The sequence below is a fragment of the Streptomyces sp. NPDC047022 genome (assembly GCF_040644155.1).
Lineage (GTDB): Bacteria > Actinomycetota > Actinomycetes > Streptomycetales > Streptomycetaceae > Streptomyces.
The window spans coordinates 40,156-61,911 of sequence record NZ_JBEYVV010000035.1 but is presented as its reverse complement, the minus strand read 5'-3'; the positions used below and the strand labels follow the sequence as shown (position 1 = coordinate 61,911).

At 70.5% G+C, this 21,756-nt stretch carries 19 protein-coding genes; 10 read left to right on the top strand and 9 right to left on the bottom strand.

Annotated elements, in window-relative coordinates; translation table 11 throughout:
- The first annotated feature begins 77 nt into the window (after positions 1–77).
- The 4 genes from ABZ845_RS27135 (at position 78) to ABZ845_RS27120 (ending at position 2,557) form a co-directional block, all read left to right on the top strand.
- Complete coding sequence (locus ABZ845_RS27135; protein ID WP_003975360.1) at positions 78–239, top strand: DUF4177 domain-containing protein; 162 nt, start codon at positions 78–80, stop codon at positions 237–239.
- Positions 236–703 carry a RidA family protein gene (locus ABZ845_RS27130; protein WP_360984372.1) on the top strand — a complete coding sequence of 156 codons (468 nt, stop codon included), beginning with the start codon at positions 236–238 and terminating at the stop codon, positions 701–703. Before ABZ845_RS27135 ends, ABZ845_RS27130 begins: the two co-directional genes overlap by 4 nt.
- Positions 704–819: 116 nt before the next feature.
- Complete coding sequence (locus ABZ845_RS27125; protein WP_360984370.1) at positions 820–1,689, top strand: NUDIX hydrolase; 870 nt, start codon at positions 820–822, stop codon at positions 1,687–1,689.
- Positions 1,690–1,726: 37 nt separating this feature from the next.
- Positions 1,727–2,557 carry an MBL fold metallo-hydrolase gene (locus ABZ845_RS27120; RefSeq protein WP_360984368.1) on the top strand — a complete coding sequence of 277 codons (831 nt, stop codon included), beginning with the start codon at positions 1,727–1,729 and terminating at the stop codon, positions 2,555–2,557.
- 160 nt (positions 2,558–2,717) lie between these two features.
- Here the strand turns inward: ABZ845_RS27120 and ABZ845_RS27115 are convergent, their stop codons facing one another.
- Positions 2,718–3,392 (bottom strand): Crp/Fnr family transcriptional regulator, encoded by a 675-nt coding sequence (locus ABZ845_RS27115; RefSeq protein WP_030573597.1) that lies wholly within the window; start codon positions 3,390–3,392, stop codon positions 2,718–2,720.
- A 251-nt stretch (positions 3,393–3,643) separates the two neighbouring features.
- Between ABZ845_RS27115 and nth the strand changes: the two genes are divergently transcribed.
- The 3 genes from nth (at position 3,644) to ABZ845_RS27100 (ending at position 6,950) form a co-directional block, all read left to right on the top strand.
- On the top strand, positions 3,644–4,780 hold the full coding sequence (nth, locus tag ABZ845_RS27110; RefSeq protein WP_360984364.1) for an endonuclease III: 1,137 nt from the start codon (positions 3,644–3,646) through the stop codon (positions 4,778–4,780).
- Positions 4,781–4,943: 163 nt separating this feature from the next.
- The gene (locus ABZ845_RS27105; RefSeq protein ID WP_360984361.1) at positions 4,944–5,630 is read left to right on the top strand and encodes a CoA pyrophosphatase; all 687 of its coding nucleotides are present in this window, start codon (positions 4,944–4,946) and stop codon (positions 5,628–5,630) included.
- A 120-nt stretch (positions 5,631–5,750) separates the two neighbouring features.
- Entirely contained in the window at positions 5,751–6,950 is a 1,200-nt protein-coding gene (locus ABZ845_RS27100; RefSeq protein ID WP_360984358.1) for a MarP family serine protease, read from the top strand.
- A gap of 63 nt (positions 6,951–7,013) precedes the next feature.
- On the opposite strand, the gene ABZ845_RS27095 is transcribed toward ABZ845_RS27100, so the two are convergent.
- The 6 genes from ABZ845_RS27095 to ABZ845_RS27070 form a co-directional block, all read right to left on the bottom strand.
- Positions 7,014–7,193, bottom strand: a complete 180-nt coding sequence (locus tag ABZ845_RS27095; protein WP_360984355.1) for a hypothetical protein — start codon at positions 7,191–7,193, stop codon at positions 7,014–7,016.
- A gap of 287 nt (positions 7,194–7,480) precedes the next feature.
- Positions 7,481–8,419 (bottom strand): alpha/beta hydrolase, encoded by a 939-nt coding sequence (locus ABZ845_RS27090; RefSeq protein WP_360984352.1) that lies wholly within the window; start codon positions 8,417–8,419, stop codon positions 7,481–7,483.
- Positions 8,416–8,895, bottom strand: a complete 480-nt coding sequence (locus ABZ845_RS27085; protein ID WP_360984349.1) for a phage holin family protein — start codon at positions 8,893–8,895, stop codon at positions 8,416–8,418. Before ABZ845_RS27085 ends, ABZ845_RS27090 begins: the two co-directional genes overlap by 4 nt.
- Before the next feature lie 93 nt (positions 8,896–8,988).
- A complete protein-coding gene (gene nhaA / locus ABZ845_RS27080; RefSeq protein ID WP_360984346.1) occupies positions 8,989–10,464 on the bottom strand; it encodes a Na+/H+ antiporter NhaA in 1,476 nt (491 codons plus the stop codon).
- Positions 10,465–10,691: 227 nt separating this feature from the next.
- The gene (gene acs, locus ABZ845_RS27075) at positions 10,692–12,689 is read right to left on the bottom strand and encodes an acetate--CoA ligase (protein ID WP_360984343.1); all 1,998 of its coding nucleotides are present in this window, start codon (positions 12,687–12,689) and stop codon (positions 10,692–10,694) included.
- A gap of 156 nt (positions 12,690–12,845) precedes the next feature.
- A complete protein-coding gene (locus tag ABZ845_RS27070; RefSeq protein ID WP_360984340.1) occupies positions 12,846–15,227 on the bottom strand; it encodes a SulP family inorganic anion transporter in 2,382 nt (793 codons plus the stop codon).
- A gap of 338 nt (positions 15,228–15,565) precedes the next feature.
- Between ABZ845_RS27070 and ABZ845_RS27065 the strand changes: the two genes are divergently transcribed.
- Complete coding sequence (locus ABZ845_RS27065) at positions 15,566–16,855, top strand: hypothetical protein (protein ID WP_360984337.1); 1,290 nt, start codon at positions 15,566–15,568, stop codon at positions 16,853–16,855.
- Between the two features lie 29 nt (positions 16,856–16,884).
- Here ABZ845_RS27065 and ABZ845_RS27060 read toward each other — a convergent pair whose 3' ends face one another.
- Complete coding sequence (locus ABZ845_RS27060) at positions 16,885–17,865, bottom strand: ATP-binding protein (protein WP_360984333.1); 981 nt, start codon at positions 17,863–17,865, stop codon at positions 16,885–16,887.
- A gap of 101 nt (positions 17,866–17,966) precedes the next feature.
- Here ABZ845_RS27060 and ABZ845_RS27055 point away from each other — a divergent pair, with 101 nt between their 5' ends.
- Positions 17,967–18,791 carry an oxidoreductase gene (locus ABZ845_RS27055; protein WP_360984330.1) on the top strand — a complete coding sequence of 275 codons (825 nt, stop codon included), beginning with the start codon at positions 17,967–17,969 and terminating at the stop codon, positions 18,789–18,791.
- 400 nt (positions 18,792–19,191) lie between these two features.
- Here ABZ845_RS27055 and ABZ845_RS27050 read toward each other — a convergent pair whose 3' ends face one another.
- A complete protein-coding gene (locus ABZ845_RS27050) occupies positions 19,192–20,016 on the bottom strand; it encodes an HAD family hydrolase (protein WP_360984327.1) in 825 nt (274 codons plus the stop codon).
- 580 nt (positions 20,017–20,596) lie between these two features.
- Between ABZ845_RS27050 and ssd the strand changes: the two genes are divergently transcribed.
- Positions 20,597–21,688 (top strand): septum site-determining protein Ssd, encoded by a 1,092-nt coding sequence (gene ssd / locus ABZ845_RS27045; protein ID WP_360984324.1) that lies wholly within the window; start codon positions 20,597–20,599, stop codon positions 21,686–21,688.
- Positions 21,689–21,756 lie beyond the last annotated feature (68 nt).

Sequence of the window (21,756 nt, the reverse complement as noted above, 5' to 3'; positions counted from 1 at the left end):
CGGGCGGCCTCACGGCACCGCCCGCCGGGCCGCGGCCGGCCGCATGACCTGGCCGCCCCAGCGGATACAGTCGCCCCATGACCAAGTGGGAATACGCGACTGTGCCGCTGCTCGTCCACGCAACGAAGCAGATTCTGGACACCTGGGGCGAGGACGGCTGGGAGCTTGTCCAGGTCGTCCCCGGGCCGAACAACCCCGAGCAGCTGGTGGCCTACCTGAAGCGGGAGAAGCAGGCATGAGCGCCGTCGAGTCCCGGCTCGCCGAACTGGGCCTGACGCTGCCGGAGGTCGTGCCGCCGCTCGCCGCCTACCAGCCGGCCGTGCAGTCCGGGGTGTATGTGTACACCGCAGGCCAGCTGCCGATGGTGGGGGGCAAGCTTCCGGTCACCGGGAAGGTGGGCGCGGAGGTCACCGCGGAGGAGGCCAAGGACCTGGCCCGCACCTGCGCGCTGAACGCCCTCGCCGCGGTCAAGTCCGTGGTGGGTGACCTGGACCGCATCGCGCGCGTGGTGAAGGTCGTCGGCTTCGTGGCGTCGGCGTCGGACTTCACGGGTCAGCCGGGAGTCATCAACGGCGCCAGCGAGCTGCTGTCCGAGGTCCTCGGCGAAAAGGGCGTGCACGCGCGCAGCGCGGTCGGTGTGGCGGTGCTTCCGCTGGACGCCCCGGTCGAGGTGGAGATCCAGGTGGAGCTGACGGAGGCGTAGCCGCGGCCTGAGGGGTCAGCGGATCCCCGTACGGACCGGCCGTGCGGGGGAGCGGCCCGCGGCGGAGACGATCATTGCCTCTCGAACATCCGCCCGCTACGGGATAGCCTCCGCCCATGGCGAATGGGCAGTGGTTTCCACCGGAGTGGCCAGAGCGGATCCGCGCGCTCGCGGAGGGCACGCTGACCCCGGTCGTCCCGAAGCGGGCGGCCACCGTCATGCTCCTCAGGGACACCGACGGCACCCCCGACGTCCATATGCTGCGCAGACGCGCCTCCATGGCCTTCGCCGGAGGCGCGTACGCCTACCCGGGCGGCGGCGTCGACCCGCGCGACGACGACCTCAGGATCGGCTGGGCGGGCCCCACGCGCGCGTGGTGGGCGAACCGCCTGGGCGTCGACGAGACGTCCGCCCAGGCGATCGTCTGCGCCGCCGTACGGGAGACGTACGAGGAGGCCGGTGTCCTGCTGGCCGGCCCGACCCCTCAGACTGTGGTCAAGGACACCACCGGCGCGGACTGGGAGGCGGACCGCGCTTCCCTGGTCGCCCGCGATCTGTCCTTCGCCGAGTTCCTCGACCGGCGCGGGCTGGTGCTGCGCTCCGACCTGCTGGGCGCGTGGACCCGCTGGATCACCCCGGAGTTCGAGCCCCGCCGCTACGACACATGGTTCTTCGTGGCCGCGCTCCCCGACGGGCAGCGCACCCGGAACGCCTCCACGGAGGCCGACCGCACGGTGTGGATCAGCCCGGCGCGGGCGGCGGCCTCGTACGACAAGGGCGAGCTGCTGATGATGCCGCCCACTGTCGCGACCCTGCGCCAGCTGATCCCCTACGCCACCGCCGCCGAGGCGCTGAGGGCCGCACCCGGTCGGGACCTCACCCCGGTGCTCGCCGGGGCCCGCCTGGAGAACGGGGAGGTGGTGCTGTCCTGGCCGGGCCACGATGAGTTCACCAAACACATCCCGGCGGGCGGAACGCCCGCATGACCCACGCGACGACCTACGCGACGGAAGGTGCTTCCGCATGACCGACGCCGCAGCCCTACCCGGCCAGCCGCGCGGCGGGGTCCTCTCGGGGCCCGCCACCGAGCGCGCCGTGAACGTCCTCGCCCCCAACGCGTCGGCGATGACCCTCGACGGCACCAACACCTGGATCGTCTCCGAGCCGGACTCGGAGCTAGCGGTGGTGATCGACCCCGGCCCGCTCGACGACGGGCACCTGCGCAATGTGATCGACACGGCGGAGAAGTCCGGCAAGCGGGTCGCGCTCACACTGCTCACCCACGGCCACCCGGACCACGCCGAGGGCGCCGTACGGTTCGCCGAGCTGACCGGCACCAAGGTGCGTGCCCTGGACCCCGCCCTCCGGCTCGGCGACGAGGGCCTGGGGCACGGGGACGTGATCACGGTCGGCGGCCTGGAGCTGCGCGTCGTGCCGACGCCGGGCCACACCGCCGATTCCCTGAGCTTCCATCTCCCGGCCGACCGTGCCGTACTGACCGGAGACACCGTCCTCGGACGCGGTACGACGATCGTGATGCACCCCGACGGCCGCCTGGGGGACTATCTGGACTCCCTGCGCCGCCTCAGGTCGCTCACGGTCGACGACGGCGTCCACACCGTGCTGCCCGGCCACGGGCCCGTTCTGGAGGACGCCCAGGGCGCCGTGGAGTACTACCTCGCCCACCGCGCCCACCGACTCGCCCAGGTGGAGACGGCGGTCGAGGACGGTCACCGTACGGCGAGCGAGGTCGTGGCGCATGTGTACGCCGATGTGGACCGATCCCTGTGGCCCGCGGCCGAGCTGTCGGTACGGGCGCAACTGGAGTACCTGAGGGAACACGGGCTGATCTGAGGCCCCGGCGGGTCCGAGGAGTACGCGCGCGTACTCCTCGGTGAGTCGTGAGTCGTGAGTCGTGAACGGAGACGGCAACGGGAACGGGAACGGCAACGGGTCCCGCCTCGGTCGAGGACGGGACCCGTTTGTGTACCTCAGGCCGGTACCGGCTCGGATGTCAGCGCGACCGCTTGGCCAGACGCTCCACGTCCAGCAGGATCACGGCGCGTGCCTCCAGACGGAGCCAGCCACGGCCGGCGAAGTCCGCCAGCGCCTTGTTGACCGTCTCACGCGACGCGCCGACCAGCTGGGCCAGCTCCTCCTGTGTCAGGTCGTGCACGACATGGATGCCTTCCTCGGACTGCACGCCGAACCGCCGCGAGAGGTCCAGCAGCGCCCGGGCCACACGGCCGGGCACGTCCGAGAAGACCAGGTCGGACATCTGGTCGTTGGTCTTGCGCAGCCGCCGGGCGACGGCGCGCAGCAGCGCCGCGGCCACCTCGGGGCGCGCGTTCAGCCACGGCTGGAGGTCGCCGTGGCCCAGGCCCAGCAGCTTGACCTCGGTCAGCGCGGTGGCCGTCGCCGTGCGCGGACCCGGGTCGAACAGCGACAGCTCGCCGATCAGCTCGCCGGGGCCGAGGACCGCGAGCATGTTCTCGCGGCCGTCGGGGGACGTGCGGTGAAGCTTTACCTTGCCCTCCATGACCACGTAGAGGCGGTCACCGGGATCGCCCTCGTGGAACAGCGAGTCGCCGCGGGCGAGGGTCACCTCACTCATGGAGGCGCGGAGCTCCGCGGCCTGCTCGTCATCGAGCGCCGCGAAGAGCGGGGCGCGCCGCAGAACGTCGTCCACGAGTTTCTCCTTGTCGACCTGCTCAGGGGATCTTGCTCCCCCGTCATATCAGGGGACCGTGTTCCCCATTTTGCCGGACGGTCCAAACAGTGTGATCTGTCACAAGGATGCCGCACTGGTGTGCCGGGGTACGCGGCAGGGGTCCAATCGGGGGCCGATCTCCTGGCTCCGGGGCGGATGTCGGCGCCGGGCTTTAGGCTGGCCGGGTGTCCAAAACGCCGGTGAGAGCGCAGGCCAAGGGGGCTGGGCGGATGGTTGTACGTCGCGATTCCGCTGTGGGCGAACAAGGCCCCGGCGGCGGAAAGAAAACGGCAAAGGCGGCAAAGGCGGCGCCCGAAGAGGCGACGGCGAAGCCGCCTGCCGAGACACCGGCTGCCGCGAGGAAGCCCGCCGCGAGGAAGGCGACCGCCTCGAAGACGACCGCCACGAAGACGACCGCTGAGAAGGCCTCCGCGAAGAGGGCTCCCGCCAAGCGGGCACCTGCTGAGAAGGCCACGGTCCACAAGGCCCCGCGGGTGAAGAAGACCGCCCCCGCGAAGACGGTCTCCGAGAAGGCCACGGTCGCCCTCAAGGGCGCCGCCCCCGCGAAGACCATCGCCGCGAAGCCATCCGGCGGCGAGTCGCGTACGGCCCTCGTACGCCGGGCCCGGCGTATCGACCGAGAGCTCGCCGAGGTGTACCCGTACGCCCACCCGGAGCTGGACTTCGAGAACCCCTTCCAGCTGATCGTCGCCACGGTCCTGTCGGCGCAGACGACCGACCTGCGGGTCAACCAGACCACCCCGGCGCTCTTCGCCAAGTACCCGGCCCCCGAGGACCTAGCCGCGGCCAACCCGGAAGAGGTCGAGGAGATCCTGCGTCCGACCGGTTTCTTCCGGGCCAAGACCAAGTCGGTGATCGGGCTGTCCAAGGCGCTGGTCGAGCGGTTCGACGGTGAGGTGCCCGGCACCGTGGAGGACCTGGTCACACTGCCCGGTGTCGGCCGCAAGACCGCCTTTGTGGTGCTGGGCAACGCCTTCGGCCGCCCCGGCATCACGGTCGACACGCACTTCCAGCGGCTGGTGCGCCGCTGGCGGTGGACCGACGAGACCGACCCCGACAAGATCGAGGCGGCCGTCGGCGCCCTCTTCCCGAAGAGTGACTGGACGATGCTCTCGCATCATGTGATCTTCCACGGCCGCCGGATCTGCCACGCTCGTAAGCCGGCCTGCGGTGCCTGCCCGATCGCTCCGCTGTGCCCGGCGTACGGCGAGGGCGAGACCGATCCCGAGAAGGCGAAGAAGCTCCTGAAGTACGAGAAGGGGGGCTTCCCGGGGCAGCGGCTCAAGCCCCCGCAGGCGTATCTGGACGCGGGCGGCATCCCGGCGCCGCCCCTGGGGGCCGGATGAGGCGTCGGCGCGAGGCCGCGCACCATCTGGGCGGGGCACGCCTTGCCGCTGTCCACGGCGCGGCACAACCGCACGACGGACGTGCGGAACGATCGGGGACCCCGTGGGCGTTGGGGTCGACAGAACGGGGGTGTCGATGACACACGCGAGCGATACGGACCGCATGAGCGGCACGGGCGGCGGGCGGCTGGGGCTGAGCACGGAGGGCCTCCCGGGCTGGCTGGACCCGGTCGTGCGGGCCGTGGAGACCGTCGAGCCGCTCCAGCTCAGCCGCTTTCTGCCGCCAGAGGACGGCGGGGGCAGGCAGTCAGCCGTTCTGATCCTGTTCGGCGAGGGCGAGCGCGGGCCCGAACTGCTGCTGATGGAGCGCGCCGGCTCGCTGCGTTCGCATGCCGGCCAGCCCTCGTTCCCCGGCGGCGCCCTGGACCCGGAGGACGGCGATCCCCGGACCGAGGGCCCGCTGCGGGCCGCTCTGCGCGAGGCGGAGGAGGAGACCGGACTCGACCCGGGCGGCGTCCAGCTCTTCGGCGTGCTCCCGAGGCTCTACATCCCGGTCAGCGGCTTCGTCGTGACCCCCGTCCTGGGCTGGTGGCGTGAGAAAAGCCCGGTGGGCGTCGTCGATCCGAACGAGACGGCGCGGGTCTTCACGGTCCCCGTGGCGGATCTCACGGACCCGGCGAACCGGGCCATCACCGTCCACCCGAGCGGGCACCGAGGTCCGGCATTCCTGGTCGAATCGGCCCTTGTGTGGGGTTTCACGGCCGGGGTCATCGACCGCCTGGTGCACTACGCGGGCTGGGAGCGCCCCTGGGACCGGGACAAGCAGGTCCCGCTCGACTGGCGCGCATGACAGGGTTGCCCCCGTGCTGTGTTTTCCCGGGGGAAGCCATACCCCATTGCCGCTGCGCGACGGGCCGGACCCCCGGCCGGACGAGGACGACCGGAACGTGAATAGGCGAGGCTCTGAGCAGTGAACGTGCTGGACATCCTGTTGCTGGTCGCCGCCGTCTGGTTCGCGATCGTCGGCTACCGCCAGGGCTTCGTCGTGGGCATCCTGTCGGTGATCGGCTTCCTGGGCGGGGGCCTCGTCGCGGTCTATCTGCTGCCCTTCCTCTGGGACAGGGCGACGGGCGACCACAAGGTGAGCACGACCGTCGCGGTCGTCGCCGTCGTCGTGGTGATCGTCAGCGCCTCCGTGGGGCAGGCACTGACCACCCACCTCGGGAACAAGCTGCGCCGCCACATCACGTGGTCTCCGGCCCGCGCCCTGGACGCGACCGGCGGCGCCCTCGTCAACGTGGTGGCGATGCTGCTGGTCGCCTGGCTGATCGGCTCGGCGCTCGCCGGCACGACGCTGCCCACGCTCGGCAAGGAGGTCCGGGGCTCCAAGGTCCTCCTGGGCGTCTCCCGTGCCCTGCCCGCGCAGGCGGACACCTGGTTCGCCGACTTCTCCACCGTCCTCGCGCAGAACGGCTTCCCGCAGGTCTTCAGCCCCTTCGCGAACGAGCCCATCACCGAGGTCCGGCCCCCCGACCCGGCCCTGGCGGGGAGCCAGGTCGCCACCCGTGCGCAGCGGTCCATCGTCAAGGTGGTGGGCACCGCGCAGAGCTGCGGCAAGGTCCTCGAAGGCACTGGTTTCGTCTTCGGTGACCGCCGTGTGATGACCAACGCGCATGTGGTCGGCGGTGTCGACGAGCCCACCGTTCAGATAGGCGGGGAGGGCAGGAAGTACGACGCCAAGGTCGTCCTTTACGACTGGCGGCGCGACATCGCCGTACTGGACGTACCGGACCTCGACGCGCCGACGCTCAGGTTCACGTCCACGGACGCGGCCAGCGGCTCCAGCGCGATCGTCGCGGGCTTCCCGCAGAACGGCTCCTACAACGTGCAGCCCGCGCGCGTCCGTGGCCAGATCACGGCCAACGGCCCGGACATCTACCACCGGGGCACGGTTCGCCGCGATGTGTACTCGCTGTACGCGAACGTACGCCAGGGGAACTCCGGCGGCCCGCTCCTCACGCCCCAGGGCAGGGTCTACGGGGTGGTCTTCGCCAAGTCCCTGGACGACGCCGACACGGGGTACGCCCTGACCGCGGACGAGGTCCGGGAGGACATCGACAAGGGGCGTACGGCGAACCAGCAGGTGGACAGCGACAAGTGCGCTCTGTGAGCCCGGTGACGGTCCTGTAGGGCGGGGGCACCCGCGCTCCGGGACCGTGAAGTGGGCAGCGGGTCAGCCGCGCTGGTGACGCAGACGTACCGAGACCCAGCGGGCCCGGCGGCGCAGGATATGCGGAATCCCCATCTGAGGGTCCGTCCCCGCCAGATGCGGGGCGCCCCTGCGGTGGGAGCTCGGCACGCCGGCCGAGCGGCGGTTGCGTGCTGCGTCACTGTAGTCGTGCGTCCAGCCCATACCCCGACGTCTGCCCCCGCCCGAAGGTCGATAACCGCCCCCGTACCGCCCAATTGGCTTATGCGGCAGGCATGTGGCTGTTCGAGGAACAAGCGTTCCCGTCCGGATGCCGAGCGCGTCCGTGAGGTCACTGTACGGAGTCGACCCTTGCGGCTGACGGCTGACGGCTGACGGCTGACGGCTGACGGCTGACGGCTGACGGCTGACGGCTGGCGTCTGACGATGGCCTTTGGCGACCGCTCGCGGCGGCCGAGAGCGGATTGCGCTCAGCGGCCGACTCTCGGCGCTCAGCGGTCGGGTTCGGGGTCCTTGAGCCAGTTGATGAGCTCGGAGGAGAACGCCATGGGGTCCTCCTCGTGCGGGAAGTGCCCGAGCCCGTCGAACAGCCGCCAGCGGTACGGCGCCTCGACGTACTCGCCCGATCCGGCCGCGCTCCGCGTCCGCATCACGGGATCCAGAGAGCCGTGCAGATGCAGCGTGGGCACGCGGACGGGCCGCTTCATACGGCGGTTGAACTGGATGCCGTCGGGCCGGGCCAGAGAGCGCACCATCCAGCGGTACGGCTCGATCGAGCAGTGCGCCGTGGACGGGATGCACATGGCGCGACGGTACGTCTCCACGGCCTCGTCATCCGGCAGCCGCGGCCCGGACCAGTCCCGGATGAGCCGTCCGACCAGGGCGGCGTCGTCGGCGGTGAGCTTCCGCTCGGGCAGCCACGGCCGCTGGAAGCCCCAGATGTAGGAGCCCGCGGCGGTCTGCCGCACATCGCCGAGCATCGCCGAACGCCAGCGCCTGGGGTGCGGCATCGAGGTGACCACGAGCCGGCGGACCAGCTTGGGGCGCATCGCCGCCGCCGTCCAGGCGAGATACCCGCCCAGGTCGTGACCGACGAGCGCGGCGTCGGGTTCGCCGAGGGACCGTACGACTCCGGTGATGTCGAGCGCCAGATTGGCCGGGTCGTAACCGCGAGGGGTGCGGTCGCTGCCGCCGACCCCGCGCAGATCCATCGCCACGGCCCTGAAGCCCGCGTCGGCGAGGGCCACCAGCTGGTGCCGCCACGTCCACCAGAACTGCGGGAAGCCGTGCAGCAGCAGCACCAGGGGCCCGTCACCCAGTTCCGCGATGTGGAAGCGCGCGCCGTTGGCCGCGACGTCCCGGTGCGTCCAGGGTCCGTCGATCCGTACGACCGAGGCGGGTTGAGCCGAGGGAGTGGCGGGGTCTGTCATGAGGTCGAGCGTGCCACAGCCTCGACCGCCGTGTCGGCCGGGGCGGCGGGGCGCGGGTGCGGTTTGGCGTGCTGGAGCACGCCCGCGGTCTCCTTCATCGAGGCCGCGACCTTCTGTGGACCCTTGCTCTTCTTGGCCTTCTTGGCGAAGGCCACACCGGTCAGCGCGAGCAGACCGGCGGCCAGCACATTGGCCGCGAAGGACAGCACGAAGCAGATGGCCATGTTCCATCCGGTCCACGTCCGGATTCCGTACGCGAGCGCGAAGTTCAGCATGGGCAGGGAGAACAGCAGGACGGCACCCGCGGCCGTGAACGCACCGCCGCTCGTCGCCCCGCGCTTGACGTCCTGCTTGAGCTGGGCCTTCGCCAGCGCGATCTCGTCGTGCACCAGCGCGGACAAGTCGGTCGTCGCCGAGGCGAACAGCTGGCCGATGCTGCGTTCGGCGCCGACCGGGCTGCCGTCGGGTGCGCTCATCGCGGTCTCCCTGCTTTCTGCGTACATGTCTCTGCGTAAGTGCCTGTGCCTGCGTGCTCCGCGGACGTTGCGGAGTTTTGCGGATGTGTCAGATCATGCCGGACGGTCGTTCTCCTCGCTTGCCCCGCCCGGCACTTCGGCAACCGCACCGGACCCGGCCCCGCCCCGGACCCCGCCTCTCGCGGCCTTCGGTGCGGCGAGCCGGCGGTGCTCGGCAGCCCTGCGTTCCAGCATCTCAGCCATGCCCAGGCGGTACGCCGGGCTGTCCTGCACGTAGACGTCCGGGACACCGTCCAGATCCTCGTCGCGCTCCTCGTCCGCGCACAGGGCACGGTATCTGGCGTTGCGTACCTTCAGCAGCGCGGTGGCGCACGCTGCCGCGATCAGAGACCCGGCGAGCACGGCGGCCTTGACCTCGTCGGTGAGTACGGCGTCGCCCTTGAAGGCGAGTTCGCCGATGAGCAGGGAAACGGTGAAGCCGATTCCGGCCAGCGTCGCGACGGCGAACACGTCCGCCCAGGCGAGGCCCTCGCTCAGCGAGGCCCGGGTGAAGCGGACCGTCAGCCACGTGCCCCCGAAGATGCCGGTCGCCTTGCCGATGACCAGGCCGAGCACGACGCCGAGCGTCTCCGGCTTGGTGAACACGTCCCCGAGCGCTCCGCCCGAGATCGCGACGCCCGCGCTGAACAGGGCGAACAGCGGTACCGCCAGCCCTGCCGACAGTGGCCGCACGACATGCTGGATGTGCTCGCCGGGGGAGTGCTCCTCGCCTCCGCGGCGGTGGCAGCGCAGCATCAGGCCCATGGCCACGCCCGCGATGGTGGCGTGGACCCCGCTGTTGTACATCAGCCCCCAGATGACCAGCGCGAGCGGAACGTACACGTACCAGCCGCGAACGCCCTTGCGCAGCAGCACCCAGAACACGGCGAGACCGGCGAAGGCGCCGCCGAGGGCCGCGAAGTTCAGATCGGCGGTGAAGAAGACGGCGATGATCAGGATCGCGAACAGATCGTCGACGACGGCCAGCGTAAGCAGGAAGGCGCGCAGGGCGGAGGGCAGGGAGGCGCCGATGACCGCGAGGACCGCGAGGGCGAAGGCGATGTCGGTGGCCGTGGGAACCGCCCAGCCGGCGAAGGAGCCCTTGCCTGCGGCGTTGGTGAGGGCGTAGACGGTGGCGGGTACTGCCATGCCGCAGAGCGCGGCGATGACGGGGAGTACGGCGTTGCGGGGGTCCCGCAGCTCGCCCGCAACCAGTTCGCGCTTGAGTTCGATTCCGGCGACGAAGAAGAAGACCGCAAGGAGGCCGTCGGCGGCCCAGTGCTGGACGGAGAGGTCGAGGCCGAGGGCGGCCGGTCCGAGGTGGTACTGGCCGGCGGTGCGGTAGCTGTCGGACAGCGCGGGGATGTTCGCCCACAGCAGCGCCGCGACCGCGGCGAGCAGGAGCAGCACACCGCCGACGGTCTCGGTGCGCAGCGCGTTCGCGACGATGGTCCGCTCGGGCAGGGAGAGGCGTCCGAGGAACGTGCGGGTGCGAGTGCGAGTGCGGGTGCGGGGGCGGTGCGCGGCCACGGCGGAGACCTCCGGGTCGGGTACGACAGGCTGACGGCCGTCACGAGATCTCGTGGGACCCCGCGAACGGCTTGCCGACCAGACTTCCCGGCACACCTTGAGCTGACCATTTTACCTGATCATTGCGATCGAGGGTTTTCTGTCGCTGGGCATGAAGTCGCTGGTCATGAAAGCGGGGTGCCCGGCCTGGAGCCGGGCACCCCGTGCTAGGAGGGCTGGAGGACTGCTCAGTCCTCGCTTGCCGCTGCGGGCAGCTTCGCCTGGATTAGGTCCATCACCGTGGAGTCCGTCAGCGTGGTGACGTCCCCGAGCTGGCGGTTCTCGGCGACATCGCGCAGCAGGCGCCGCATGATCTTTCCGGAGCGCGTCTTCGGCAACTCCGCCACGGGAAGGATCCGCTTGGGCTTGGCGATCGGGCCGAGGGTCGCGCCGACGTGGTCGCGCAGTTCGCCGACCAGGCTATCGTCCTCCGACGCCGTGCCCCGAAGGATCACGAAGGCCACGATGGCCTGCCCCGTGGTCTCGTCCGCTGCGCCCACGACCGCCGCCTCGGCGACCGCCGGGTGCGACACCAGCGCCGACTCGACCTCCGTGGTGGAGATGTTGTGCCCGGACACGAGCATCACGTCGTCGACGCGCCCGAGCAGCCAGATGTCGCCGTCCTCGTCCTTCTTCGCACCGTCACCGGCGAAGTACTTGCCCTCGAACCGCGACCAGTAGGTGTCCAGGAACCGCTGGTCGTCACCCCAGATGGTGCGCAGCATCGACGGCCACGGCTCGGTGAGCACGAGGTAGCCGCCGCCACCGTTGGGCACCTCGTGGCCCTCGTCGTCGACGACGGTCGCGCAGATGCCCGGCAGCGGACGCTGGGCCGAGCCCGGCTTGGTCTCCGTGGCGCCCGGAAGCGGCGAGATCATCATCGCGCCGGTCTCGGTCTGCCACCAGGTGTCCACGACCGGTGTGCGCTCGGCGCCGATGTGCTTGCGGTACCAGATCCACGCCTCGGGGTTGATCGGCTCGCCGACCGACCCGAGAACGCGCAGGCTGCTCAGGTCGAACTTGGCGGGGATGTCGTCGCCCCACTTCATGAACGTGCGGATGGCCGTCGGCGCGGTGTAGAGGATCGTGACCCCGTACTTCTGCACGATCTCCCAGAAGCGGCCCTGGTGCGGGGTGTCGGGCGTGCCCTCGTACATGACCTGGGTCGCGCCGTTGGCCAGCGGTCCGTAGACGATGTAGGAGTGGCCGGTGACCCAGCCGACGTCCGCCGTGCACCAGTAGACGTCGGTTGCGGGCTTGAGGTCGAAGACGGCGTGGTGGGTGTACGACGCCTGCGTGAGGTAGCCGCCGGAGGTGTGCAGGATGCCCTTCGGCTTCCCGGTCGTCCCGGACGTGTACAGGATGAACAGCGGGTGCTCCGCGTCGAAGGCCTCCGGCGCGTGCTCGGCCGACTGGCGCTCCACGATCTCGTGCCACCACACGTCACGGCCCTGCTTCCAGGCGACGTCCTGGCCCGTACGGCGTACGACGAGCACGTGCGCGACGTTGTCCACCCGCTCGATCGCGTCGTCGACGGCCGGCTTGAGCGCCGACGGCTTGCCGCGCCGGTAGCCGCCGTCGGCGGTGATGACGACCTTGGCGTCGGCGTCCTGGATACGGGTGGCGAGGGCGTCGGCCGAGAAGCCGCCGAAGACGACCGAGTGCGCGGCGCCGATGCGGGCGCAGGCCAGCATCGCGACGGCGGTCTCGGGGATCATCGGCATGTAGACGGCGACCCGGTCGCCCTTCTGGACCCCCAGCTCGAGCAGGGCGTTGGCGGCCTTGGAGACCTCGTCCTTGAGCTCTGCGTAGGTGATGGCGCGGCTGTCGCCGCCCTCGCCCTCGAAGTGGATGGCGACCCGGTCGCCGTGGCCCGCCTCGACATGCCGGTCGACGCAGTTGTAGGCGACGTTGAGCTTGCCGTCCTTGAACCACTTGGCGAAAGGCGGGTTCGACCAGTCGAGGGTCTCGGTGGGCTCCACGGCCCAGGTCAGCCGCCGGGCCTGCTCCGCCCAGAAGCCGAGCCTGTCAGCCTTGGCCTGTTCGTACGCCTCCGCCGTGACGTTGGCGCCCGCGGCCAGGTCGGCCGGCGGCGCGAACCTGCGCTCTTCCTTGAGCAGGTTGGCCAGGCTTTCGTTGCTCACGACATCTCCCTTTCCCGGGGTGTCCGTTGTGTCCCGTGCCACAGCTCATCAGACCGGGGGGCTTGATGACAAGGGTCGACCGTATATTGGTTTAGACCTTTTGTGGCTGTTTCCGGCCGGACGGCGCCGGCCGGGGTCTCCTGAGGTCACCACGGGCGGCGCGCGGCCCGCCCCTTCGGGCCGGGCGCCATCACGATGTCATGCCGGGCTGGGCAGATCCCCGGTCACCCCCACCTGCCCGAAGACGGGATCCCCCTCGGACGTGTCGAGCAGATACGCCTGTGCCTCCCCTACGTGGAAGTACATCCCGTGCAGTTCGAGCGCGCCTTCCGCGAGCGCCCGGGCCACCGACTCGTGCGCCCGCAGATGCTCCAGCTGCTGGACCACATTCGTCAGGCACAACTGCTCGACCGCATCGGCCGGTTCGCGCATGGCGATACGGGGCCGGGCCCGCCCGTCGTCGGCCATCCGCTCAAGACCGGGCATCCCGTGTCTCAGCCACCGCTCCAGCGGGGTCCGTGCGGGGCCGGTACCGGAACCGAGCAGGGCCTGCATCGCACCGCACCCGGAATGCCCGCACACCGTGATGGACCGCACCTTCAGCACGTCCACCGCGTACTGGATGGCCGCCGCCACCGAGTCGTCCCCGCTCTCGGCGCCGGGCAGCGGTACGAGGTTGCCGACATTGCGGACGACGAACAGGTCGCCGGGACCACTGGAGGTGATCATCGATGTGACGAGCCGGGAGTCGGCACAGGTCAGGAAGAGCTGCGACGGTCGCTGCCCCTCCCGCGCCAGGCGCGCCAGTTCGCCGCGTACCAGTGGGGCGGTGTTCCGCTGGAACGCGCTGATGCCCCGTGCGAGTCGCCCACGGTGTTCCGGCCTGTCGGTGGGGCCCTCCGGGTGTGCGCCGGGTGGTCCTGCGGGCGGGCGCTCGCACTGGTGGTTGCGCCACGGTGTCCAGGGCCGGCACCGGCACAAGGGCGCCTCCGTGGGCATATCGTCCCCCACCAGTGTCGCTGCGGACTCCGGCGAGGGCATCGTGATCCTCGTACCGGACCTGCCGGTGAGGGCCACGCTGCCGCTTCGTGCGAGATGGGTGCGCTGCCAGTCCTGGAGGGCCTCGTACGCGGCGTGGTCCATGAACGACCCGTCGAGTTCGACCACGGCCTCCGCTCCCGAGGGCACCAGGTGCAGGGTCCGGCTGAGCCGTGGCACCGCCAGGAAGGTCAACTGGCCTCTTACGCGTACATGATGGACTCCCTTGTTCTCCTCGTGCGTGATGCGGGTGCGGGCGAGACGGTGCATGGCGACGGCGACAGCCGCGGCGACGCCGAGTGCGACCCCGTGGAGGACGCCCAGGAAGACGACGCCGAGTGTGGTGACCGCGTACACCGCCACCTCTCGGTGGCGGGTGACCGTGCGGATGTGGTGCAGGGACACCATCTGGATGCCGACGGCCATCACCAGGGCGGCGAGCGAGGCGAGGGGGATCAGGTCGAGCACCGGGACCATCAGCAGCGCGGCCACTACTACCCAAACGCCGTGCAACATCGTGGAGTTCCGGCTGACCGCGCCGGATTGCACATTCGCCGAACTGCGGACGGCGACGCCGGCGAGCGGCAGCCCGCCGAGCGCTCCCGAGACGATGTTCGCGGCGCCCTGCCCGAGCAGCTCACGATCCAGGTCGGAACGGCCGAGGTGCGGATGGCGCCCGGCCGCCAGCTTGTCCACGGCGATGGCCCCGAGCAGCGACTGCACGCTGCACACCAGCGTGGTGGTGAGGACGGCGGCGGCGATGCCGAGCGCGGGACCCTGGGGCAGTCCGGCCAGCGCGTGACCGCGCCAGGACGGCAGGTTCACCTTGGGCAGCGAGAGCCCGGCAAGCGCGGCCGACCCGGTGGCTCCGGCGACGGCGACCAGCGCGGCGGGGACCCGGCGCATGGCGTGGCCGAGCCTTCCGGGAATCCGTGGCCAGACGAGCAGCAGGCACAGGGTCAGCATGCTCACCGACACGGCGGCCGGTCTCAGATGCGCCAACTGGGCAGGCAGCGCGCGGAGATTGTCGAGCACCTCGCTCTGCGGGGTGCCGCCGAGCACGATGTGCAGCTGGGCGACGGCGATGGTGACACCGATTCCGGCGAGCATGCCGTGCACGATCGCGGGGCTGACCGCCAGCGCCGAGCGCGCCACGCGCAGGCAGCCGAGGCCCAGTTGGGCGAGACCCGCGAGGACGGTGATGGCACAGGTCGTACGCCATCCGTAGCGGTGGATGAGGTCGGCGGTCACGACGGTGAGCCCCGCGGCCGGCCCACTGACCTGGAGCGGGCTGCCGCCGAACCGGCCCGCCACGATGCCGCCGACCGCCGCGGCGACGAGTCCGGACTGGAGCGGGGCGCCCGTGGCCAGCGCGATGGCCAGGGACAGGGGCAGGGCGATCAGGAAGACCGCGATGGAAGCCGACAGGTCGGCACCCGCGACGCGGAAGCGGCGGGGCGGAGCCGGCGGGGGGCTGTGGGGCTGGTGGACGCGCTCGGGCCGAGTCGAATCGGCGGCGCGGGTGGGGACGCAGGCGGGCATGGTTCCCGTCTCCTCCGGTGCGGCGGTCGCGAATTTGGTGGTCCCCGGCCCGAGCCAGGGGCGGGCGCGGCCGTGGGGCACGGCGTGCGGCGCCGAAATGTCAACAGTCAGTAAATGGATCGTAATGCCGGGTAAAGGAACTGTATCTGGCGCGTGAGCAAATAGGGCAATAAATCACTCAGTGAGGTGAATGAGTGTGTTCATGGGCTTGTCATACAAATTCTGTCGGTGTCCCGTGCCACCTTGGCCGGACCGCGGCGGGGCCGCGGGCTTTGCCACGCGGTCCCGCAGAGCACCTGTTCAGCCTGGCCCCGACCGAAGGAAGAAGGTGGGCCGAGATGGCCGCCACCTACAGCGGCGCAGGCCGCGTGGCACTGGCCGCGGCCTGCGCCACCGCACTGGCCGGTTGCTGGATCGGTGCGACCCGCTCCGAGCCCGGCATGAGGAAGCCGTCAGGCGCTCCCGCTCCGGGGAGGGCGGTCAGTCTGATCGGCGACGGTTCCACCTCCTACACCGGCGCCCAGCCCCATCTGCCCAGACCCGACCGGCTGAAGCCCGGTCGACGGCCCCCTCAGTTCGTGGTCTTCTCCTGGGACGGTGCCGACGAGGACGGTCACAGACTCTTCTCCCACTTCCGTAAGGTCGCCAAGGCCAACAACGCGACGATGACCTATTTCCTCAGCGGCCTGTACCTGCTGCCCGAGACCAAGCGCGAGCTGTACAGGCCGCCGCGGCACTCGCCGGGCAGTTCGGACATCGGCTTCAACGACGAGTCGGGCATCAGGAGCACGGCCGAGCAACTGCGCCTCGCGTGGCTGGAGGGCAACGAGATCGGGACCCACTTCAACGGCCACTTCTGCACCGGCGAGAGCGGCGCCGACGGGGACGGCGCCGGCGAAGGCGGTGTCGGCCAATGGTCGGCCGCCGAGTGGAAGGGGGAGATCGCCCAGGCGAAGTCCTTCGTGAAGTCCTGGAAGACCAACTCCGGCCTCAAAGAGGAACCCTCACTGCCCTTCGACTACGACAAGGAGCTCATCGGCGGGCGCACGCCCTGCCTCCAGGGGCGGCAGACCTTTCTCCGGGCGGCCCAGGATCTGGGCTTCCGCTATGACAGCTCAGGTGTCGACGAGCAGATCTGGCCGAGCAAGACGGACGGCCTGTGGGACCTGTCGATGCAGCTCGTGCCCTTTCCCGGACACGACGAGGAGCAGGTGTCCATGGACTACGCCTTCATGACCGGCCAGTCCGGCACCCAGACCCAGGGTGACCCCGACAAGTTCGCGGAGTGGGGCGACCAGCTGCGCGACGGACTGCTCCAGGGCTTCCAGCGGGCGTACGACGGAAACCGGGCACCGCTGGTGATCGGCAACCACTTCGAGTCCTGGAACGGCGGCACTTATATGCGTGCCGTCCAGGAGGTGATCGAGCGGGTCTGCACCCTGCCCGAGGTGCGCTGCGTCTCCTTCCACCAGCTCGCCGACTGGCTGGACACACAGAACCCCGACGTCCTGGACAGGCTGCGCACCCTCAAGGTCGGCCAGGCCCCGGCTCAGGGCTGGAGATCCTTCCTCGGCGGCCCGGTCCCGGTCCCGAAGCGCCCTCCGGGAGCGCCGCCGGTCAGACGATAGGGATTTCTTGCGGATCGGCGCGGAGGAAGTCACACGGCGGCGGCCATGCCCTCGCCAAGGACGAATCCCGGGTCGACCTGCGCCGCCAGATCGGCTCCTGTGCGCGCATTGCCCCAACTGGTGGCGTTCTTCACGTGGAAGTGCACCATCTGTCGTGTGTAGCGCTCCCAGTCGCGCAGTTCGTACGTGGCGTCGGCGGCGGACTGAAGGGCGCGCAGGGAGTGACGGTTGGCGTTCTCCAGGACTTCGAACCGCGGCGGACGGCCCTTCTCCATGGAGCGGACCCAATCCGAGTGCCCGACCGTCACGAGCAGATCGTCGCCGACCTCGGTGCGGAGGTAGTCGAGGTCGTCCTGCCCCTGCACCTTGTTGCCGACCACCTTCAGCATGACCCCGAAGTCGCGGGCGTACTCCTTGTACTGCCGGTACACGGAGACCCCCTTCCGGGTCGGCTCGGCGACGAGGAACGTGATGTCGAAGCGGGTGAACATGCCGGAGGCGAACGAGTCCGAACCCGCGGTCATGTCGACCACCACGTACTCGTCGCGGCCGTCGACCAGATGATTCAGGCACAGCTCCACCGCTCCCGTCTTGGAGTGGTAGCAGGCGACCCCCAGGTCCGCGTCCGTGAAGGGGCCGGTGACCATCAAACGGACGGTGCCGCCGTCGAGTTCCACGGTGCGCGCGCAGGCGTCGTAGACCGGGTTGTGCTCCCGTACCCGCAGCAGCCGTGAGCCCTCACCCGGCGGAGTGGTCTTGATCATCGTCTCGGCGGAGGCGATCCGCGGGTTGCTGCCGCGCAGATAGTCCTTGATCAGCGGCAGCCGCTCGCCCATGGCCGGCAGCGCCTCGGCCTCGGCTTCCTCGAGCCCCAACGCGGCTCCGAGGTGCTGGTTGATATCGGCGTCGATGGCGACGACGGGCGCACCGGTGGCGGCGAGGTGGCGGATGAACAAGGAGGACAGGGTCGTCTTGCCGCTGCCGCCCTTCCCGACGAAAGCAATTTTCATGTTCACCAAGAGTAGTCTTATCGTCGCTGCGAGTGGCAGAGCTGCGTGAAGAAGACCACTCCTTCGAAGGAGGAGGCGCGCGGGTGCGTAGTGTCGTACTCATGAGTACGACAGGTGCGACCGCCGATCCGCTCGCCGTCCTGGGCACGCTGCCCGGCGTGGCCGAGTCAGTGGAGTCCGTGCGCAAGGCCGTGGACCGGGTCTACGGGCACCGGATCATGCGCCGCCGCAGCAACGAGATCACCTCCGAGGCGGCGCTGCGTGCCTCACGCGGTTCGGCGGCCCTGTCCGGCGCCGACTGGGCCCTGGAGGAGGTGCGCCGGCGTACGGACTTCAGCGGTGACGACGAGGCCCGCGCGGTCGGGGCGGCTCTGCGGCTGAGTGCCGAGGCGGGGCAGCTGCTCTCCATCTGGCGGCAGTCGCCGCTGAGGGTTCTGGCCCGGCTCCATCTGGTGGCCGCCGCGGACTCCAGCCCCTCGGTGGGGCGCCCGCGGCAGGAGGGTGAGCCGGTCGACGAGCCGCTCGTCGAACTGCCGCTCCCGAATGCCGCCGACGTATCCGGCCGCCTGGAAGGGCTCTCCCAGCTGATCGTCGCGGGGGGTTCGGCTCCCGCCTTGGTGACCGCGGCCGTCGTGCACGGCGAACTGCTCGCCCTGCGTCCCTTCGGCTCGCACAACGGCCTCGTCGCGCGTGCGGCCGAGCGCATCGTTCTCGTGGCCAGCGGTCTCGATCCGAAGGCGGTCTGCCCCGCGGAGGTCGGGCACGCCGAACTGGGCCGTGCGGCCTATCTGGCCGCACTCGAGGGTTACGTGTCGGGCACCCCGGAGGGCATGGCGGCGTGGATCGCCCACTGCGGGAAAGCCGTCGAACTGGGGGCCCGGGAGTCGACCGCGGTCTGCGAGGCGCTGCAGCGCGGGGCGGCGTAGTCCGCGGAGGAAGGCCCTCGGGGCGAGGGCCTGCGCATGGTTGCGGCGGTACGAGTAGTCGTACCGCCGCTGGCATGCTCGCCGGGTTACCAAGCGTCCTCGAGATGTTGCCCATCAGGCCGGGAACTCTTGCCCGTCACCTGGTGCGGCTGGCCCGTAATCGACGGGTCGACGTCGCGTGGGTGCCCGATGTTCATGCACGGTCCGTGGGGCCAATTGCGTGTATTAAAGGTGATCCTTCCGGATGATTCCTTTGGTCTCGCGGGCCTTGATTCCGTTCTACTCCAGGCCCGGGCTGAGCGGAACCCCCGGATGCGGTTCTTTACTTTTATGTTCAAAGGCGCGTGAATCGGACGCGAGTGCGCCTTCCCCGCCCGGTCTCCCTCGCCCTAGGCGGGAGTCACACGGCCGACACGCGACGCCTGCTCGCGTACCAGACGAGCCCCGCCGTCGCGGCGGCGGCACCTATGGCGGCCATCGCGAGAAGAGCAGGCCGGGGCGGCACCGGGAGCCGCTGCTTCAGTCGGACCGGACGGTGGAAGTCCAGAATCGGCCAGCCGCGCGAAAGCGCCTCGCGGCGCAGTGTGCGGTCCGGATTCACGGCGTGCGGATGGCCGACGGCCTCCAGCATGGGCAGATCGGTCGCCGAGTCGCTGTAGGCGTAGCAGCGCGCGAGGTCGTACCCCTCCGAGTCGGCGAGCTCCCTGATCGCCTCGGCCTTCGTCGGCCCGTACGCGTAGTACTCCACTTCGCCCGTGAAGCAGCCGTCGTCGCCCACGACCATCCGCGTGGCGACCACGCGGTCCGCGCCGAGGAGTTCACCGATCGGCTCGACCACCTCGGCGCCCGACGTGGACACGATCACCACGTCGCGCCCGGCGGTGTGATGCTCCTCGATGAGCGACGCGGCCTCGTCGTAGATGATCGGGTCGATCAGGTCGTGAAGCGTCTCGGCGACGAGCTCCTTGACCTGCTCGACGTTCCAGCCGCGGCACATCGCGGACAGCTGTTTGCGCATCCGCTCCATCTGGTCGTGATCCGCGCCGCCCGCCAGGAACACGAACTGGACATACGCGGTACGCAACGCGGTCCTGCGGTTGATCAGTCCTCCTTGGTAGAAGGACTTGCTGAAGGTGAGCGTGCTCGACTTCGCAATGACCGTCTTGTCCAGGTCAAAGAAGGCCGCTGTGCGAGGCAAGGAGTGGTTTTCCACGAGGCTGAGCATAGGCGCCCACCATTCGGCGTAAGGTGTGGCGCGTGGGTTTGCCTGAGAGGGCTCTCGGGTACACCATGGAAGTCACGGATCGTTCGCGACCGTGCTAACCCGGTCCGACTCCTCCCCCCCCGAGTCGGCCGTGGGGACGACCCCCGCTCTCCCCCCCGGCGGGGGTCGTCGCATGTCCGGGTGGGTTTTTCCTCAACTTTCAGGCGTTCTCGAGGCGCGCAGCCGCGTCGAGAACGCCTCTTCGTCATGCCCACGATCGCCACGCTGTGTAGTTGAAGCGCTGCTCTGTGGAAGCCTTCCGGGGCTCGCTCGTTTGGGCGATGGCGATATTCACAAGCGCCGCGATGTCCACAGTTATCGACCAAGATCCACATGATTTCCCGGTTCGCTGCACCGTGATTCCAGCGCGGCCCGCCGACGGCGAGTTCGCGTCACGTTCCGTTTGTCGGACGCGTATGGCCGGTTCGTATCGGCCGTTCATATGGAGACCGGTTGCCGGTTCTTCACACGAGCGGGAACAGCGGGGCCGCAACGGGCCCGGCGGGCCGCGTGGAAGAAGCAGCGAAGGGGGCTGGAGATCGTGGCGGGAGCCATCACATACGACGGGCCGGCCGTCGCCGAGGGGCGGCGGACCGGACCGCTGATCGTCACAGAGGACGCCGAACTCCTCGACGACCTGCTGCGCCTGTGTGCGGCGGCGGGCGCCAGGCCGGAGGTCCATCCCGGGGTGCCCGGGCACCGGGGCGGCTGGGAGGCGGCGCCGCTCGTCCTCGTCGGCGACGACGCGGCGCGGCGCGTGCGGTCGGCCGCGCGCAGACGCGGAGTGGTGCTGGTCGGGCGAGATCAGGACGACCCCGGCGTCTGGCGGCGTGCGGTGGAGATCGGCGCCGACCATGTCCTGCTGCTGCCGGACGGCGAACAGTGGCTCATCGACCGCATCGCCGACGTCGCCGAAGGGGTCGGACGGCCCGCGCTCACCGTGGGCGTGATCGGCGGCCGGGGCGGGGCCGGCGCGTCCACGCTCGCCTGTGCCCTGGCCGTCACCTCCGCGCGGGAGGGCAGGCGCACCCTCCTCGTGGACGCGGATCCGCTGGGCGGCGGACTCGACGTACTGCTCGGCGGGGAGACCACGAAAGGGCTGCGCTGGCCGGCGTTCGCCGCCTCCCGGGGCCGGGTCGGCGGCGGCGCGCTGGAGGAGTCCCTGCCCGAGCTGCACGCGCTGCGGGTGCTCAGCTGGGACCGCGGAGACACCGTGGCCATCCCGCCCCAGGCGGTCCGTGCGGTCCTCGCCGCGGGCCGGCGGCGCGGTGGCGCGGTCGTCGTCGACCTACCGCGCCGCGTGGACGAGGGCGTGGTCGAGGTCCTGGCGCAGGTGGACGTCGGTGTCCTGGTGGTGCCCGCCGAACTGCGCGCCGTAGCCGCCGCGCGGAGAGTCGCGTCGGCCGTCGGCATGGTCCTCGGAGATCTCCGGGTCGCGGTACGGGGGCCGTTCGTCCATGGACTCGACGACCGGGAGGTGGCGCACCTGATGGGCCTGCCGCTGGTCGGCGAGGTGCCCTCGGAGACGGCGCCGCCTGACGGTTCCGTTCCGCCCGGAGGAGCGGCGCGGGGGCCGCTCGCCCGGTTCTGCTCGGCCTTCTGGGGGCGGGCGTTCGACGAGGCGGGTGACTGACGGATGAGCAGCGACTGGAGCGCGGCGACGAGGACGGACGCCGGGCCTGCAACGCGGCCGGGTGCGGG

What these genes read in the sequence shown, in the direction of transcription:
- ABZ845_RS27135 (WP_003975360.1), top strand. Translation starts at nt 78, where the DNA reads ATGACCAAGTGGGAATACGCGACTGTGCCGCTGCTCGTCCACGCAACG.
- ABZ845_RS27130 (WP_360984372.1), top strand. Translation starts at nt 236, where the DNA reads ATGAGCGCCGTCGAGTCCCGGCTCGCCGAACTGGGCCTGACGCTGCCG.
- ABZ845_RS27125 (WP_360984370.1), top strand. Translation starts at nt 820, where the DNA reads ATGGCGAATGGGCAGTGGTTTCCACCGGAGTGGCCAGAGCGGATCCGC.
- ABZ845_RS27120 (WP_360984368.1), top strand. Translation starts at nt 1,727, where the DNA reads ATGACCGACGCCGCAGCCCTACCCGGCCAGCCGCGCGGCGGGGTCCTC.
- nth (WP_360984364.1), top strand. Translation starts at nt 3,644, where the DNA reads ATGGTTGTACGTCGCGATTCCGCTGTGGGCGAACAAGGCCCCGGCGGC.
- ABZ845_RS27105 (WP_360984361.1), top strand. Translation starts at nt 4,944, where the DNA reads ATGAGCGGCACGGGCGGCGGGCGGCTGGGGCTGAGCACGGAGGGCCTC.
- ABZ845_RS27095 (WP_360984355.1), bottom strand. Translation starts at nt 7,193, where the DNA reads ATGGGCTGGACGCACGACTACAGTGACGCAGCACGCAACCGCCGCTCG.
- ABZ845_RS27090 (WP_360984352.1), bottom strand. Translation starts at nt 8,419, where the DNA reads ATGACAGACCCCGCCACTCCCTCGGCTCAACCCGCCTCGGTCGTACGG.
- ABZ845_RS27085 (WP_360984349.1), bottom strand. Translation starts at nt 8,895, where the DNA reads ATGAGCGCACCCGACGGCAGCCCGGTCGGCGCCGAACGCAGCATCGGC.
- ABZ845_RS27070 (WP_360984340.1), bottom strand. Translation starts at nt 15,227, where the DNA reads ATGCCCGCCTGCGTCCCCACCCGCGCCGCCGATTCGACTCGGCCCGAG.
- ABZ845_RS27065 (WP_360984337.1), top strand. Translation starts at nt 15,566, where the DNA reads ATGGCCGCCACCTACAGCGGCGCAGGCCGCGTGGCACTGGCCGCGGCC.
- ABZ845_RS27060 (WP_360984333.1), bottom strand. Translation starts at nt 17,865, where the DNA reads ATGAAAATTGCTTTCGTCGGGAAGGGCGGCAGCGGCAAGACGACCCTG.
- ABZ845_RS27055 (WP_360984330.1), top strand. Translation starts at nt 17,967, where the DNA reads ATGAGTACGACAGGTGCGACCGCCGATCCGCTCGCCGTCCTGGGCACG.
- ABZ845_RS27050 (WP_360984327.1), bottom strand. Translation starts at nt 20,016, where the DNA reads ATGCTCAGCCTCGTGGAAAACCACTCCTTGCCTCGCACAGCGGCCTTC.